16 protein-coding genes are annotated in these 15,794 nt (G+C 74.2%); 10 read left to right on the top strand and 6 right to left on the bottom strand.

The window, feature by feature from the left end:
- From HLB15_RS11140 to HLB15_RS11150, 3 genes are all read left to right on the top strand, one after another.
- Nucleotides 1-952 (top strand): DUF58 domain-containing protein (locus HLB15_RS11140; RefSeq protein ID WP_171105602.1); only part of this gene is annotated, 952 nt, incomplete at its 5' end.
- Nucleotides 949-1,584: a hypothetical protein gene (locus HLB15_RS11145; protein WP_171105604.1), complete on the top strand. Its 636-nt coding sequence runs from the start codon at nt 949-951 to the stop codon at nt 1,582-1,584. The genes HLB15_RS11140 and HLB15_RS11145, both read left to right, overlap by 4 nt.
- Before the next feature lie 44 nt (nt 1,585-1,628).
- Complete coding sequence (locus HLB15_RS11150) at nt 1,629-2,138, top strand: Dps family protein (protein WP_171105606.1); 510 nt, start codon at nt 1,629-1,631, stop codon at nt 2,136-2,138.
- An 86-nt stretch (nt 2,139-2,224) separates the two neighbouring features.
- Here the strand turns inward: HLB15_RS11150 and thpD are convergent, their stop codons facing one another.
- From thpD to ectA, 4 genes are all read right to left on the bottom strand, one after another.
- On the bottom strand, nt 2,225-3,103 hold the full coding sequence (gene thpD / locus HLB15_RS11155; RefSeq protein ID WP_171105608.1) for an ectoine hydroxylase: 879 nt from the start codon (nt 3,101-3,103) through the stop codon (nt 2,225-2,227).
- Nucleotides 3,100-3,531: an ectoine synthase gene (locus tag HLB15_RS11160; RefSeq protein WP_171105610.1), complete on the bottom strand. Its 432-nt coding sequence runs from the start codon at nt 3,529-3,531 to the stop codon at nt 3,100-3,102. Before HLB15_RS11160 ends, thpD begins: the two co-directional genes overlap by 4 nt.
- Nucleotides 3,528-4,916, bottom strand: coding sequence for a diaminobutyrate--2-oxoglutarate transaminase (gene ectB, locus HLB15_RS11165; RefSeq protein ID WP_171105612.1), 1,389 nt, complete (start codon nt 4,914-4,916; stop codon nt 3,528-3,530). The genes HLB15_RS11160 and ectB overlap by 4 nt, the downstream gene beginning before the upstream one ends.
- Nucleotides 4,917-4,995: 79 nt before the next feature.
- Entirely contained in the window at nt 4,996-5,514 is a 519-nt protein-coding gene (ectA, locus tag HLB15_RS11170) for a diaminobutyrate acetyltransferase (RefSeq protein ID WP_171105614.1), read from the bottom strand.
- 114 nt (nt 5,515-5,628) lie between these two features.
- Here ectA and HLB15_RS11175 point away from each other — a divergent pair, with 114 nt between their 5' ends.
- Entirely contained in the window at nt 5,629-6,261 is a 633-nt protein-coding gene (locus tag HLB15_RS11175; RefSeq protein ID WP_229785468.1) for a GNAT family N-acetyltransferase, read from the top strand.
- On the opposite strand, the gene HLB15_RS11180 is transcribed toward HLB15_RS11175, so the two are convergent.
- Nucleotides 6,248-6,856, bottom strand: a complete 609-nt coding sequence (locus HLB15_RS11180) for a tyrosine-type recombinase/integrase (protein ID WP_171105618.1) — start codon at nt 6,854-6,856, stop codon at nt 6,248-6,250. The genes HLB15_RS11175 and HLB15_RS11180 overlap by 14 nt on opposite strands.
- A 58-nt stretch (nt 6,857-6,914) precedes the next feature.
- Here HLB15_RS11180 and HLB15_RS11185 point away from each other — a divergent pair, with 58 nt between their 5' ends.
- Genes HLB15_RS11185 through HLB15_RS11210 form a run of 6 tightly spaced genes read left to right on the top strand, consistent with a single transcriptional unit; the run spans nt 6,915 to nt 14,384 of the window.
- Nucleotides 6,915-7,589 (top strand): IMPACT family protein, encoded by a 675-nt coding sequence (locus tag HLB15_RS11185; RefSeq protein ID WP_171105620.1) that lies wholly within the window; start codon nt 6,915-6,917, stop codon nt 7,587-7,589.
- Between the two features lie 55 nt (nt 7,590-7,644).
- Nucleotides 7,645-9,051, top strand: coding sequence for an ABC transporter substrate-binding protein (locus HLB15_RS11190; RefSeq protein WP_171105622.1), 1,407 nt, complete (start codon nt 7,645-7,647; stop codon nt 9,049-9,051).
- On the top strand, nt 9,048-9,986 hold the full coding sequence (locus tag HLB15_RS11195; RefSeq protein ID WP_171105624.1) for a carbohydrate ABC transporter permease: 939 nt from the start codon (nt 9,048-9,050) through the stop codon (nt 9,984-9,986). The genes HLB15_RS11190 and HLB15_RS11195 overlap by 4 nt, the downstream gene beginning before the upstream one ends.
- Nucleotides 9,983-10,831, top strand: coding sequence for a carbohydrate ABC transporter permease (locus tag HLB15_RS24195; RefSeq protein WP_171105626.1), 849 nt, complete (start codon nt 9,983-9,985; stop codon nt 10,829-10,831). Before HLB15_RS11195 ends, HLB15_RS24195 begins: the two co-directional genes overlap by 4 nt.
- The gene (locus tag HLB15_RS11205; protein ID WP_171105628.1) at nt 10,828-12,195 is read left to right on the top strand and encodes a Gfo/Idh/MocA family protein; all 1,368 of its coding nucleotides are present in this window, start codon (nt 10,828-10,830) and stop codon (nt 12,193-12,195) included. The genes HLB15_RS24195 and HLB15_RS11205 overlap by 4 nt, the downstream gene beginning before the upstream one ends.
- Nucleotides 12,192-14,384: an alpha-N-acetylglucosaminidase gene (locus HLB15_RS11210; RefSeq protein ID WP_171105630.1), complete on the top strand. Its 2,193-nt coding sequence runs from the start codon at nt 12,192-12,194 to the stop codon at nt 14,382-14,384. Before HLB15_RS11205 ends, HLB15_RS11210 begins: the two co-directional genes overlap by 4 nt.
- On the opposite strand, the gene HLB15_RS11215 is transcribed toward HLB15_RS11210, so the two are convergent.
- Nucleotides 14,378-15,787, bottom strand: a complete 1,410-nt coding sequence (locus HLB15_RS11215; protein WP_171105632.1) for a UTP--glucose-1-phosphate uridylyltransferase — start codon at nt 15,785-15,787, stop codon at nt 14,378-14,380. The two genes, HLB15_RS11210 and HLB15_RS11215, sit on opposite strands and share 7 nt — an antisense overlap.
- Between the last annotated feature and the right edge of the window lie 7 nt (nt 15,788-15,794).

Raw genomic sequence — 15,794 nt, forward strand, 5'->3', positions numbered from 1 at the left:
GTCGGTGCGCACGGGACCCCAGGACACCTTCACCGTCGACACCCGCGGCTCCCTGCGGCACACCTGGGAGGAGGAACCGACCACCGTCGACGGCACCCGCCGCCTCGTCGTCCCCGCCGCCGCGCCGCTCGGCCGCCTGCCCCTGCCCCGCCGCCTGCGCGGCCTCACCGGCCCCCACCCCTCCCGCCGGCTCGGCGACGGCGCCGAGCTGCGCGACATCCACCCCTTCACCCCCGGCGACCGCCTGCGCCGCATCGACTGGCGCACCACCGCCCGCCGCTCCCCCGAGCTCGACACCCTCTACGTGCGCCGCACCTACGCCCAGGCCGAGGCCGGCGCCGTCCTCGTCGTCGACTCCCGCGACGACGTCGGCCCCGACCTGCGCACCTGGCGCGGCTACGGCACCCTGCGCGTCGACGAGCCCACCTCCCTCGACCTCGCCCGCCACGCCGCCGCGTCGGTCGCCACGGCCCTCGTCGACGGCGGCGACCGGGTCGGCCTCGAGGACCTCGCCCACCGCCGCAGACCCCTGCCGCCCGCCGCCGGACGCCGCCACCTGCGCCGCGTCCTGCACGGCCTCGCCCTCTCCCACCCCACCCGGCACGCCGCCGGGCACCGCGTCCGCCCGCCCCAGGTCCCCGCCGACGCCGTCGTCTACCTGTTCAGCACCCTCCTGGACGAGGAACCCCTCCACCTCGTGCGCACCTGGCGCGCCCACGGGCACCCCGTCGTCGTCGTCGACACCCTGCCCGACGTGCGGCCCGTCACCGAGAGCCACCTGCGCCTCGCCTGGCGCATCACCCGCCTCGAGCGCGAGGACCGCCTCACCGCGCTGGCGACGGAGGGCGTCCCCGTCGTCCGCTGGGCAGGCACGGCACGGCAGCAGGCCGCCGTCCGCTTCGAGGCCCTCGCGCGCGCCGCCGAACGCCCCACCCCGGGACGCCACCCGTGACCGCCCTCCTGCGCCGGCTCGCCCGGCTCCTCGACCGGCTCACGCCCGGCAGCACCGACCCCGCCCGCCGCCCCCTGCCCGCCGTCACCGTCGAGACCCGGCCCACCCTCCCCGGCTGGGCCCTGCGCCTGGCCGTCCTGCTCCTCACCCCGGCCCTGCTGCTCACCGCCGCAGGCCCCGGCACCGGCTTCACCCCGACCGCCCTGACGACCGTCGTCACCCTCGCCACCGCGCTCGTCACCCTGCGCCCGACGCCCACCACCACCGGCACCGTCGTCGTCCTGGCCGCCCTGCTCCTGTGGAACCTCGAACCCGGCCCCCTCGACACCACCGACCTCCTGACCGCCCTGCTCGTCGCCGCGCAGGCCTACCTCCTGACCCGCCTCACCTGGTGGGCCGCCCACGTCCCCCTCCGCGGCCGCGCCGAGCTCGCCGCCCTCACCACCGGCCGGCGCCGCGACCTCACCGTCCTGGCAGGCACCGCGCTCCTCGGCGTCCTCGTCACCCTCGCCTCCCGCACCGCCGTGCCCGCCGCCGTCCTGCTCGCGGCGCTCGCCGTGACGGGGATCGCGCTCCTCGCACTGGCGACCGGGCGGGGTGCGCGTGACGATGGGGGCGGACCGGGTTCGTGACTCCCGCGCGGACCCGACCGTCGAGCCCAGGAGAGAGGACCCTGATGTCGCCGAAGCTCCCCCGCTACACCGTCCCGTCGCTGACGCCCGAGGAGGGCGCCAAGGTCGCGGAGATCCTGCAGGAGCGCCTGCACGCCCTCAACGACCTGCACCTGACGCTCAAGCACGTGCACTGGAACGTCGTCGGCCCGAACTTCATCGGGGTGCACGAGATGCTCGACCCGCAGGTCGACGCCGTCCGTGCCATGACCGACCAGACCGCCGAGCGCATCGCGACCCTCGGCGGCGTGCCCGTCGGCACGCCGGGTGCCCTGGTCACCGCGCGCACCTGGGAGGACTACCCGCTGGGCCGCGCGACCGTCACCGAGCACCTCAGCGCGCTCGACACCGTCTACTCGGCGGTCATCACCGACCACCGCAAGGCGGCGGAGGCGACCGAGGAGCTCGACGACGTCACCAACGACCTGCTCATCGGGCACCTGCACGAGATCGAGCAGTTCCACTGGTTCGTGCGGGCGCACCTCGAGTCGTCGTCCGGCTCGCTCGAGAGCTGACGACCCGCCGCACGAACGCAGAGGTCCCGCCCGGGCACGTGCCCGGGCGGGACCTCTGCGTTCGTCCTCCGTCCGTCCTGCGCGCCTCAGCCCACGGGGGTGACGTCCCGTGCCCCGAGGTACGCCGGCCGCGGCCGGTCGGCCGCGAACGGCTCGACCGCGGCGTTCTCCACGCTGTTGTACACGAGGAAGATGTTGGACCTCGGGTAGGGCGAGATGTTGCCGTTGGACCCGTGCATGCAGTTGCAGTCGAACATCACCGCGCTGCCCGCCGTGCCCGCGAGCACGTCGATGCCGTGCTCGTCGGCCATCCGGGTCAGGATCTCCTCGCTCGGCACCCCGGCGTTCTGCATCACCAGCGACCGCTTGTAGTTGTCCTCCGGTGTGACGCCGCTGCACGAGACGAACGTCTTGTGCGTGCCCGGCATGATCATGAGCGGGCCGTTGAACGAGTAGTTGTCCGTCAGCGAGACCGAGATGCTCACCGTCCGCATCCGCGGCAGGCCGTCCTCCGCGTGCCACGTCTCGAAGTCGGAGTGCCACGCGAAGTCGCCGCCGCCGAACCCCGGCTTGAGGTTGACGCGGCTCTGGTGGATGTACACGTCCGAGCCGAGGACCTGCCGGGCCCGGCCGACCAGGCGCGGGTCCGCCGCGATCCTGGCGAACACCTCGCTGGTGCGGTGCACCTCGAAGATCGTGCGCACCTCCTGCGAGGTGCCCTCGATGATCGTGCGCTCGTCGGCGCGGACCGCCGGGTCGGCCGCGAGGCGGCGCAGCTCGCCACGGAACTGCTCGACCTCCTCCGGCGTCACGAGGTCCTCGAACGTGAGGTACCCGTCACGGTCGAAACCGTCGAGCTGCGCGCGGTCCAGGGGGCCGTCGTCCGGCGTGCCCCGCACCACGGCGTCCTGCCGCGGGATCTCGGTGGCGTCGCCCTCGACGCGGGTCGGGTACAGGTCCGTCATACGGCAACCTCCGTGGTCGTGTCGTGGTCCTTCTCCGTGTCACCCTCGGTGACCAGCGGGTAGACCCCGTCGGCGTCGTGCACCTCCCTTCCCGTCACCGGCGGGTTGAACGTGCAGATCAGTCGCAGGTCGGTCTTCGGGCGCATCGTGTGCCGCTCGTGCCCGTCGAGCAGGTACATGGTGCCGTCGGAGATCTGGTGCACCTCACCGGTCTCCCGGTTCAGGAGCTCGCCCTCGCCGCCCACGCAGTACACGGCCTCGATGTGGTTCGCGTACCACATGTCGGTCTCCGTGCCCGCGTACATCACGGTCTCGTGGAAGGAGAACCCGACGCCCTCCTTGGCGAGCACGAACCGGCGGCTGCGCCAGTTCTCCCCCCGCACGTCGCGGTCGGTCCCCTCCAGGTCGGTCAGTCGCGTGACGATCACTTCGCATCCCCCTCGTTCGTGTTCTCCGCCCTCTCGCCTGCACCCTCGTCGGACACGGCCGGCGTGCCCAGCACCTCGGCGGCCGCCGCGGCGATCACGTCGATCCCCGACCGCAGCTCGTCCTGGGACACCGTCAGCGCAGGCATCGTCTTGAGCACCTCGTCCTCGGGCCCCGAGGTCTCCACCAGCAGCCCCCGCTCGTACGACGCCGCCGCGATGCGCGACGCCGCGGTCGGGTCCGGGAACCGGACGCCGGTCAGCAGCCCGCGGCCCTTGACCACGGCGCCCTCGTACCCGTTCGCGATCCGCGTCAGCCCGGTGTGCAGCTCGTCGGCGCGCTCACGGACCCGGCCGACGAAGGCGTCGTCGGACCAGAACTCGTCCAGCGCCGCGGTCGCGGTCACGAACGACGTGTTCTGACCGCGGAAGGTGCCGTTGTGCTCGCCGGGCTCCCACTGGTCCAGCTCGGGGCGGATCAGCGTGAGCGCCATCGACAGCCCGAAGCCCGAGATGGACTTCGACAGGCAGACGATGTCGGGCACGATGCCGGCCTCCTCGAAGCTGAAGAAGTCGCCCGTGCGGCCGCAGCCGGCCTGCACGTCGTCGAGGATGAGCAGGATCCCGTGGTCACGGCACAGGTCGGACAGCGCGCGCAGCCACTCGGGCCGCGCCGCGCTCAGACCGCCCTCGCCCTGCACGGACTCGACGATGATCGCGGCCGGCTTGTCGACGCCGGACCCGCTGTCGCCGAGCACCCGCTCGAGCCACAGGAAGTCCTCCGTCGCGCCCGAGAAGTAGTCGTCGTACGGGATCTTCGACGTGTTCGTCAGCGGCAGGCCCGCGCCGTTGCGCTTCATCGAGTTGCCGGTGACCGACAGCGCGCCGAGCGTCATGCCGTGGAACGCGTTGGTGAACGACAGCACGTGCTGCCGGCCGGTCACCTTGCGGGCCAGCTTGAGCGCGCTCTCCACGGAGTTGGCCCCTGTCGGCCCGGGGAACATGACCCGGTAGTCGAGGTCGCGGGGCGCGAGGATCCGGTCGCGGAACGTCGTGAGGAACTCCCGCTTCGGGGCGGTGTGCATGTCCAGCGAGTGCACGATGCCGCCGCTGCGCAGGTAGTCGATCAGGGCCTCGAGGAGGACCGGGTGGTTGTGCCCGTAGTTGAGGGCTCCGGCCCCGGCGAAGAAGTCGAGGTACGTGCGGCCGTCCTCGGCCTGCACGGTGCTGCCCGACGCCGTGGTGAACGTGGCGGGCCAGCTCCGGCAGTAGCTGCGGACCTGGGACTCCAGCTCCTCGAAGACGTCGGTGCCGCTGCCGGGCGACGGTGGGGTGGTACGGGTCGTGCTGCTCGTCGGGACGGTGGACATGGTGCTGTTCGGGCGCATGGCTCCTTCCACGGTCCGGCCGCGGTGACCGGACACGCTGGTGTCGGGTGGGTCCTGCTACAGGGGTGGGTGGACGGCCTCAGGCCAGCGGGCCGATGCGGAACACGAGCTCCGCGTCGCGACCGTCCGGGAACGCCTCCGCGGGGAAGACGGTCCGCACGTCGACCGGCGCACCCTGGGCCGACGCGAAGGACATGAACAGGGCGATCGACGCCGTGTTGTCCGAGGTGATGGTGGTCTCCACGTGGGTGCACCCGGGGTGCCGCTCCGCGAGGTGCGCGAGCATCCGGGACGCCAGCCGCTGCCCGCGGTAGGCGTGGTCGACGGCGACCTGCCAGATCATCAGCGTGGTCGGCTCGTCAGGCCGGACGTACCCCGTGACGAACCCCGCGGGCTCGCCGTCGACGGTGACGATCACGGACGTCCGGGCGAAGTCCCGGGCCCAGAGGAGATACGCGTAGGACGAGTTCAGGTCCAGCGTCTTGCTGTCGCGCGCGAGGCGCCACATCGCTGCTCCGTCATCGACGGTGGGCTCCCTCAACGCCACCGTGGTCTCGGTCGGATGGATGTGCTTGAGTTCCTCTTCGAGGTTCTGCATGACATAACGACCGTAACGAAAATGGGCGACAAAGTCACATGACGATTCCGTGACCCGGGCGTTACCCGCATGAACATGCGGCAAATTCGGGGTCTCGCCGCTACCCTGACCCGGGTGACCGAGCCCCTCATCCGCCCGTACCGCACCACCGACCGCGACGACGTCGCCGACATCTGCGTCCGCACCGCCGCGGCCGGCGGCGACGCCACGGGCATCTACTCCGACGACCTCCTCATGCCCGACGTCTACGCCCTGCCCTACGTCGAGCACTCCCCCGACCTCGCCTGGGTCGTCGAGCACGACGGCCGCGCCGCCGGCTACATCCTCGGCGTCGCCGACACCGCAACCTTCGCCGACTGGTGGACCCGCGAGTGGACCCCCGGCTTCCGCGCCCGCCACCCCCGGCCCGGACCACCCACCGCCGCCGACCCCGGCTACACCGAGGCCCAGCTCCTCCACGACGGCACCGACCCCCAGCGCATGGTCCGCGGCCTGCGCCACGGCGAGCTCACCACCCACCCCGCCCACCTGCACATCGACCTGCTCCCCCAGCTCCAGCGCCGCGGCCTCGGCTCCCGCCTGCTCGACACCCTCCGCGCGGCGCTCGCGGACCGGGGCGTGCCCGGCGTACACCTCGGCTACGCCGCCGAGAACACCGCGGCCCGAAAGTTCTACGACCGCTACGGCTTCACCGAGCTCCCGAGCTCGACCCCGACGTCCCCCCTCCTCGGGATCACGACCCGCTGAGGTCCGCCTCGAGCCAGGCGCGGCGGACCTGCTCGAAGCGGGTCGGCAGCGGCGGGCGCAGGGCGCCGTAGCGCGCGTTGGTGCGGTGGGCGAACCGGCGCCACGACAGGACGAGGCCCTGGCGCGTGATCGGCAGCCCGGACGCGACCGTCGTGCCGTTGTCGTGCGTGTGGTGGACCGTGAGCAGCAGGGCGCGCGGCACCGAGCCCTCGAGCTCGGCCGCGAGCTCCTCGCGCACCCCCATCCAGTGCCGCAGCAGCACGACCAGCTCGGTGGGCAGCAGGTGCTGCCGCGGGGTGCGGTGCTTGCCGTGCCGCACCAGCACGCTGCCCTCGGTCGACCTCGCGCGCGCGGGCCCCAGGTCCAGGTCCTCCACCCGCACGCGCAGCAGGTCGCCGTACCGCGCACCGGTCGCGCGCACCAGGCCCGTGATGACCGCGAGCCGCACGGTCTCCGGCTTGGCCCCCGACCGCATCGCCTCGGTCGAGAGCTCACGCCACACCCACTCGGCCTCCTCGAGGCTCACAGGCGGCCGGGGGTACCGGCCGGGCTCCCCGGCCCCTGCTGCGGGTGACGTGGCATCGGCACTGGTCATGGTCTGATTCTACGCTTGGCACACTATTTTTGCCAAGGAGACGCCGTAGGCTCGTCGGGTGGCGTCCCGTACCGAGCTCCCCAGCACCCTGGCCCGGCCCGTCGACCACGAGACGGTCGTGAAGAAGTCCCGGTTCCTCGCGCACCTCGCCCCCGCCGGCAGCGTCGCCGAGGCCGACGACGTGATAGCACGGCGCCGCAAGGAGCTCTGGGACGCCCGGCACCACTGCGTGGCCATGGTGCTCGGCACGCACGCCGACCAGGCCCGCTCCTCCGACGACGGCGAGCCCGGCGGCACGGCGGGCGTGCCCATGCTCGAGGTGCTGCGCCACCGCGGCCTGACCGACGTCGTGGCCGTCGTGACCCGGTACTTCGGTGGCGTGAAGCTCGGCGCCGGCGGCCTCGTGCGCGCTTACTCGGGCGCCGTGTCCACGGCCCTCGACGCCGCGGCCGCGGAGGGTGCGGTGCTGCGCCGGGTGCTGCTGCACGAGGTGACGGTCGACGTGCCGCACGCCGACGCCGGCCGGCTCGACAACGTGCTGCGCGACTGGGCGGCGAGCCACGGCGCCGTCACCGAGCCGCCCCGGTACGACGCCGTCGCGCACCTGCGGCTGCTCGTGCCCGCCGACGCGCTCGACACCCTCGCCGCCGACGTCGCCGCCGCCTCCGCCGGAGCCCTCTCCCCCACCGTCGGCGACCCCCGCGTGGTCGACGTGCCCGCGCGTCGTCCTTGACTGCGCCACCGGCGGGGTGAATTCTCGGGGGCACCCCGAGCCACCGAGGAGCCCCATGCAGCGTCGCACCCGGCCCAGTGCCCGCTCGTCCGCCGCCGTCGCGCTCGGCGTCGCCGCCGCTGCGGCCCTCGCCGCGTGCGGCGCGCCCGCCTCCGACGAACCCGCCGACAGCATCACCCTCTGGACCCCGCAGACCACGCCGGAGCGCGTCGCCGCCCAGGAGGCGGTCGCGGAGAAGTTCACGCAGGAGACCGGCATCGACGTCGAGGTGGTGCCGCTGGCGGCGGCCGACCAGGACCAGGCGCTCGTCACGGGCGCCGCGTCCGGCGAGGTGCCCGACGTGATCCTCGCGGGCGCCTCCCAGGTCACAGCGTGGCAGGCGCAGGGCCTGCTCGACACCGACACGGCGCAGGCCACCGTCGACGCGCTCGACCCGGCCACGTTCAGCGAGAACGCGCTCGGCGCCGTGACGGTCCAGGACGCGGACACCGGCGAGAGCACCCTCGCGGCCGTGCCGAGCGACGGCTGGGTGCACCTCGTCGCGTACCGCACCGACCTGCTCGAGGAGGCGGGCGTCGAGGTGCCCACCACGGTCGCGGAGCTCGCCGAGGCCGCCACGACCGTCAAGGACGAGCTCGGCATCACCGGCATCGCCCTGGGGACGCAGGCCGGGACCGCGTCCGGGACCGAGGGCGTCGAGTCGGTCTTCCAGTCCGCGGGCTGCTCGCTCGTGACCGACGGCGAGGTCACGCTCGACTCCCCCGAGTGCGCCGAGGCCGCCGAGCACTTCGCGACGATGCGCGACTCGTCCGTGGCGGGCGACCACGACGTCGAGTCCGCGCGCGCCGCCTACCTCGCGGGCGACGCCGCCATGCTGCTGTTCTCGACCCACATCCTCGACGAGCTCGCGAACCTCGACGAGGCCGTGCCGCCCACGTGCCCGGAGTGCTCCGACGACCCGGAGTTCCTGGCCGAGCACTCCGGCTTCGTCACGGTGCTCGACCCGCCGTCGGGCGAGCCCGCGCAGTTCGGCGCCACGCTCGCGTACGCCGTCCCGGCGCGCGCCCACGCCACCGAGGCGCGGCGCTACATCGAGTACGTGCTCGGCGAGGGGTACGCCGACACGCTCGCCGTCGCGACGGAGGGCCGCCTGCCGCTGCGCACCGGCACGCCGGAGAACCCGACCGAGTTCCTCGACGCGTGGGGCGACCTCGGGTTCGGGCCGAAGGTCGAGTCGTCGGTCGCCGAGGTGTACGGCCCCGAGCTGGTGACCGCGATGGGCGAGGGCATGGCCGCCGTCGACCGCTGGGGCCAGGGCACGCCCGACGCGACGCTCGCCGGCCTCGTGGCGACGCAGGGCACGCTCGCGCAGCAGCTCGAGCCCCTGTACCGCGGCACCGACCCGGCCGAGGTGACCCGGCGCATGGCGGCCGAGGTGACGGCGCTCCAGCAGGACCAGTGACCGCCGCACGACCGACCACCACGCGTGCTCGCGAGAACCGCACGGGGTGGCTGCTCGTCTCGCCGTCGCTGATGGTCGTCGCCCTCGTCGTCCTGGTCCCGTTCGCCCTGGTCGTGGTGTTCGGCTTCTCCGAGGTGCGGCTGGTCGACATCCCGTACCTCGGCACCGAGCCGGTCACGTGGTCGCTCGACAACTTCCGCCGTGCCGCGGCGTCGCAGGCTTTCTGGGGCGCGCTGTGGACCACGGTGCTGTACGCGGGCCTCACCGCCGTCGGCTCGCTGGCCGTGGGGCTCGTGCTCGCGCTGGCGCTGCGCCGCCCGTTCCGCGGGCGAGGGCTGGTGCGCGCGCTGCTGCTCGTGCCGTACGTGCTGCCCGTCGTGGCGGCGGCGACCATCTGGAAGACGCTACTGAACCCGCAGTACGGCCTGGTCAACGCCTTCGGGCGGGCGTATCTCGGGTGGGACGCACCCGTCGGCTTCCTCAGCACCACCTCGGCCGACGTCGGGGGCGTGCCCGTGCCGGTGGCGCTGCTCGTCGTCGTGCTGTTCGACGTGTGGAAGTCCGCTCCGCTCGCGTTCCTGTTCCTCACCGCACGCCTCCAGTCGGTGCCCGGCGAGATCGAGGAGGCGGCGGCGCTGGACGGCGCGAACCGGCGGCAGACCCTGCGGTTCATCCTGCTCCCCCAGCTCCGCGCGGTGGCGCTGCTGCTCCTGCTGCTGCGGTTCATCTGGTCGTTCCAGACGTTCGACGACGTCTACCTGCTCACCGAGGGCGCCGGCAGCACGCAGGTCATGGCCATCCAGGTCTACACCGAGCTCGTCACCCGGGCCGACATCGGCAGCGCCGCCGCGTTCGGCCTGCTCATGAGCCTGGTGCTCGTCGTGCTGCTCGCGGGGTACGTGGTGCTGTCCCGGAGGGCGGGTGAGGGCCCGTGAGCGGCGTCCGCCCCACCCGTGCCGCGCGCGCCGGACGCGCCGTCGTCGTCGCGCTCGCGCTGCTGTGGTCGCTCGGCCCGGTCGCGTACGGCGTCGTGCTCGCCGTGCGGCCCTACGGCGAGGTCACGCGCGACCCGCTCGGCCTGCCCACCACCCTCGACCTCTCGGCGTTCGCCACGGCCCTGCGCGACGAGGCCGACGGCGGGTTCGGCCTCGGCCGGTTCGTGCTCAACTCGCTGGGGGTCGCGCTGGGCACGGTGCTGCTGAGCATCGCCGTCTGCGTGCTCGGGGCGTACGCCGCCGCGCGCCTGCGCTACCGGGGGCGTGCGGTGACCAACGGGATCATCCTCGCGGTCTACCTGTTCCCCGGCATCGTGCTCGCGGTGCCGAAGTTCGTCGTCCTGGCCCGCCTGGGCCTGACGAGCTCGCTGGCGGGCCTGCTCGTCGTCTACGTCGCCGCGACCGTGCCCGTCGCGCTGTACATGATGCGCAACTTCTTCCTCGCGCTGCCCGCGAGCGTCGAGGAGGCGGCGATCATGGACGGCTGCACGCTCGGCCAGCTCCTGGTGCGTGTCGTGCTGCCGATCGCCGTGCCCGGCGTCGTCGCCACGGCGATCTACGTGTTCATGATCGCCTGGAACGAGTACTTCTACGCGCTGCTGTTCCTCGTCCAGCGCCGCGAGCTGTGGACGGCGCCGCTCGGCATCGCGCAGCTCGGCGACTTCCAGGTACCCGTCACGGTGCTGCTCGCCGGGTCGATCGCCGTGACGGTGCCCGTCGTCGTCATCTTCTTCCTCGCCCAGCGGTACATCGTCTCCGGCCTCGTGCAGGGGGCGGAGCGATGAGGGCGCCGCTGCGGCTCGCCGTCCTCGGCGCGGGCGGGCGCGGCGCCGACGCCTACGGCCGCTGGGTCCGGGCGCACCCCGACCGGGCTCGCGTGGTCGCCGTGGCCGACGCCGTGCCCGCGCGTCTCGACGCCCTGGCGGGCACGACGGCGGCGCGGTACGCCGACTGGCGCGACCTCGTGGCGGACGTGCTCGCCGACACCTCGCGCCTGCGGCCCGACGCCGTGGTGGTCGCTCTGCCGGACGCGCTGCACGTGGCCGCCGCGACCGCCGTGGCCGAGGCCGGCCTGCCGATGCTGCTCGAGAAGCCCGCCGCCCCGACGCTGCGGGGCCTGACGGACCTGGCCGACGTGGTGCTGCGCACGGGCGCCCGCGTCGCCGTCGGGCACGTGCTGCGGTTCGCCCCGTTCTGGCGGGCCGTGCGGGCCGTCGTCGCCTCGGGCGCCCTGGGCGACCTGGCGACGCTCGAGGTACGGGAGAACATCGGGTTCTGGCACTTCGCCCACTCCTACGTGCGGGGCGCCTGGCGCAGCGCCGCCACCTCGAGCCCCATGGTGCTCGCCAAGACGTGCCACGACCTCGACCTGATCCGCTGGCTCGCGGGCGAGGCGCCCCGGACGGTCACCAGCCAGGGCTCGCTGCTGCACTTCCGCGCCGAGAACGCGCCCGAGGGCGCGCCCGCCCGGTGCACCGACGGCTGCCCGGCCGCCCAGGACTGCCCGTTCCACGCCCCGCGGTACTACGTCGACGCCCTGCGCGACGTCACGGGGCACCCGGTGTCGGTGCTCGGCGACGACCTCTCCCCCTCGGGCCGCCTCGCCGCCCTGCGCCGGGGCCCGTACGGCCGCTGCGTGTACCGGTGCGACAACGACGTGGCCGACCACCAGCAGACCCTGCTCACGTTCGGGTCCGGTCTCACGGCGACGCTCACCGCCAGCGCCTTCACGGGCGAGAACACGCGGCACCTCGCGATCACCGGCACCCGCGGGCAGCTGCACGGGCACATGGACTCCGGCGAGCTGCGCATCGACCTGTACACGCCCGGCGCGTGCCTCGAGCTGCCTGCGAGCCTGCCGGTCGAGCTCGTCGACGCCGGCGCCGACGGCCCCCTGCGGCACCCGACGTTCACGCTCGCGGCCCGCGCCGAGACGGTCGCCGCGGACCACCGCGGCCACGGCGGCGGGGACGACGGCCTCATGGACGCGTTCTGCCGCGCCGTCGCCGACGGGACGGTGGGGTCGGGCGAGCTGTCGTTCGCGACGGCGCTCGACAGCCACCTCATGGCGTTCGCGGCCGAGGAGTCGCGGGACGGCGGACGCGTGGTGGACTTCGCGGCGTGGGCGCGCGGGGCGGGTGCCGCATGACCGAGCAGGCCCCCTGGGCCGACGCCGTGCGCGGGGTGGCGGCGCGCGCCGGCCTCGACCCCTCCCGGATCGCGGTCGAACCGCTCGTCGACACCCCGGCGAACCCCGGTGGCACCGCGGAGCACCACGCCGCCGACGGCCGCCTCACGCTCCGCGCGACCGACCCGGTGGCGGCGACGGTCGCCCTGGGCCGGTACGCGCGCACGCACCTCGGCACGCGCCTGACGTGGCAGCGCCCGCGTGTCGCGGCACCCGCCCTCACCGACGCCCCCCGCACCACCGTGGGGAGCCCGCACGCCGTGCGCACCTACCTCAACGTGGTGACGTTCGGCTACTCGACGGCGTTCTGGGGCTGGGACCGCTGGGAGCGTGAGATCGACTGGATGGCGCTGCACGGCGTCACGCACCCGCTCATGCTGCTGGGCCACGAGGCCGTGCTCGCCGAGACGTTCCGTCGCGCGGGCCTGCCGTCCGACGAGACGGCACGGTGGATCGGCGGGGCCGCGCACTTCCCGTGGACCTTCATGGGCGGCATGCACTCGTTCGGCGGCCCGCTGCCCGCGCGCTGGGAGCAGCGCCGCGTCGACCTCGCGCGCCGCGTGCTGGCCCGGATGCGCGAGCTCGGCATGACGCCCGTGCTGCCCGGCTTCGGCGGGCACGTGCCGCCCGCGCTGGCCGGGCCCGGGCGGATGGACGAGATCGAGTGGCAGGGCTGGCGCATCCCCCTGCTGCGCCCCGGCTCGGCACGGGCGCGGGAGCTGCAGGCCCGCTTCGGCGCGGTGCAGCGCGAGCTCCTCGGGCCGGGCACCGGCTGGTGCGCCGTGGACCCGTACATCGAGTCGGTCCCGCCGTCGGGCGACGTCGCGTACCTCGCCGCCGCGGGCCGGGACACCTACGCCGCGCTCGCCGACGCCGCCCGCGCGGCCGGGGAGCCCGACCCGGTGTGGGTGCTGCAGGGCTGGCCGTTCCACTACAAGGCCGCGTTCTGGACGCCCGATCGGGTGGCCGCCTACCTGCGGGACGTGCCGGCCGACCGCACGCTCGTGCTCGACCTGTGGGGCGAGCACGTGCCGCTGCACGACGACCTCCTCGCCGACGGCAGGCCGCTCGCCGGACGCCCCTGGGTGTGGTGCGCGCTGCACAACTTCGGCGGGCGCCCGGCGCTCTTCGGCGACCTGGCCGGACTGGTGCGCGACGTGCACGCCCTGCGCGGGGCGCGGCGCCTGACGGGCCTCGGCCTGGCGCCCGAGGCGATCGAGAACAACGAGGTCTTCTACGAGCTCGCGACCGACCTCGCCTGGGACGACGCCCCCGTCTCCCCCGCGGGCCTCGACGCCTGGCTCCGGAGCTTCGTGCTCACCCGGTACGGGCTGTCGGGCGAGGCGGGATCCCGGGCGGCACACGGGGCGCTGCGCGCTTGGCACACTCTTTCCACAACACTGTACGGTCCGGGGCACACCCGCTCCGTCCCCACGCCCGTGATCGCGCGCCCGTGGGGCGCCGGCCTGCCGTTCCCCGCGCAGCGCACCGCCGGCGAGGCCGTGGAGCCGGCGCCGCCCACGCCGTCGTCGAACGTCGACGCCGAGAACGACCCCGCCGTGGCCGCCGCCCTCCCCCGGCTCGCCGAGGCCGCCCGCGACCTCGCGACCCTGCGCGACCAGCTCTCCCACCAGGGCTTCGCCGAGGGCGCCGACACCGCCGACGCCGACGCCGCCGAGCTCACCGGCCACGTGCTCGCCCAGGGCACGCGGGTGCGCGTGCGGGGCATCCTCGCGGCTGCCCGCGCGGGCGACCCCGACGGCGTCCGCGCGCACATGGCCCGGCTGCGCGCCGACCTGCTCACGCTCGACGGGCTGGCCGCCCGCCGGCCCGAGACCCGCCTGGACACGTGGGTCGGTGCCGCCCGCTCCTGGGGCGACACCGACGCCGAGCGCGACACCCTCGAGCGGGAGGCGCGCAGCCTGGTCAGCGTGTGGGGCGGCCAGCACAACGGCCTGCACGACTACGCGGGGCGCCACTGGCACGGCCTCGTGGCCGACCTCTACCTGCCGCGCTGGCAGGCCTGGGCCGACTGGCTGGCCGAGCAGGCCGCCGGCGGCCCGGTCCCGCCGGACGCCGACCCGGCCCCGCTGCGCGAGCGCGTCGTCGCCCTCGAGGAGGAGTGGCGCGGCCGGACGCGCTCTCAGTAGCCGTCCGGCCCGATCGCCGCGCCGTCCGGCACCGTGCCGCCCTCGCCCTCCAGCACGGCCTTGCCGTGGGCACGCACGTCGGCGCCGAACGTCCAGTCGCCGCGCACGGTGAACGACTCCGCCTCGCGCAGCGAGGGCACACCGGCCGCGAACCGGCGCGTGAAGCCGTCGATGAGCTTGAAGTGGTCCTTGTCGAGGTCGACGAGCGGAGCGGCCGCGGTGGCCTCGAGCCGGCTCTCCGGGGTGAGGTCGTAGACGTCCGACCGGAGCACGAGCAGGTCGTTCGTCGTCTTGACGGGCAGGAACCGCGAGCGCTCGACCTCGATCGCCGTCGCGCCCTCGAACACGGCGACGGCCGCGCCCATGGCGGACTCGATCTGGATGACGGCGGGCGACGAGGGGTCGGCGGGGTCGACGGTCTTGTCGTTGCGGATGAGCGGCAGCTCGAGCACGCCGCCGGTGCGCTCGAGCTCGGCCGCGAGCGCCTCGAGGTCGAACCAGAGGTTGTTGGTGTGGAAGAAGGGGTGGCGCGAGGCGTCGAGGGAGGCGGCGACGTCGTCAGGGTGGGTCTGGGCGGTCTCGCGCTGGACGATGCGGCCGTCGGCCTTGCGGACGACGAGCTGGCCGCCCTTGACGTCGGCGGGCGTCTTGCGGCAGAGCTCGGCGGCGTAGGGGGCGCCGGAGGCGGCGAACCAGCCGGCGATGGTCGCGTCGGGGGTGGCGCCGAGGTTGTCGGAGTTGGAGACGCAGAGGTGGCGGAAGCCGGCCTCGAGGAGGGCGACGACGACGCCGGAGGCGTGCAGCGCGGGGTACAGGTCGCCGTGGCCGGGCGGGCACCACTCGAGGGAGGGGTCCTTCTCCCAGGTGACGGGGGTGAGGTCGTCGGCGCGGAGCTTGGGCTCGCGGTTCTGGAGGAAGTCGACGGGCAGCCCGTCGACGGCGATGTCGGGGTAGGGCTCGAGCGCGGCGAGGGTGTCCTCGCGGGTGCGGAAGGAGTTCATGAACAGCAGCGGGAGGCGGGCTCCGGTGGCCTGACGGGCGGCGCGTACCTGGGCGACGATGACGTCGAGGAACGTGAGCACGCCGTCGGCGGTCTCGCGGACGGGGAGCAGGGACTTGGCCTTGTCCATGCCCATGGAGGTGCCGAGCCCGCCGTTGAGCTTGAGCATGGCGGTGCGGCCGAGGGCCGCCGCGGCGTCCTCGTCGCTGATGTCGAGGTCGGCGTGGCGGGGGATGTCGACGAGGGGATCGACGTCGTCCTCCCGGATCAGCCCGGTCTCCCCCGCCTGGAGCAGGTGGTAGAACCGCGCGAACGTCTCGACGGCGGCGGGGGCGACGCCCGCCTCGGTCATCTTGGTGCGGGCCTGCTCGAGCCCTGCGGGGTCGGTCGTGGCTGAAGACATGGCAGAA

This window comes from Promicromonospora citrea, from assembly GCF_013004695.1.
Classification (GTDB): domain Bacteria; phylum Actinomycetota; class Actinomycetes; order Actinomycetales; family Cellulomonadaceae; genus Promicromonospora; species Promicromonospora citrea.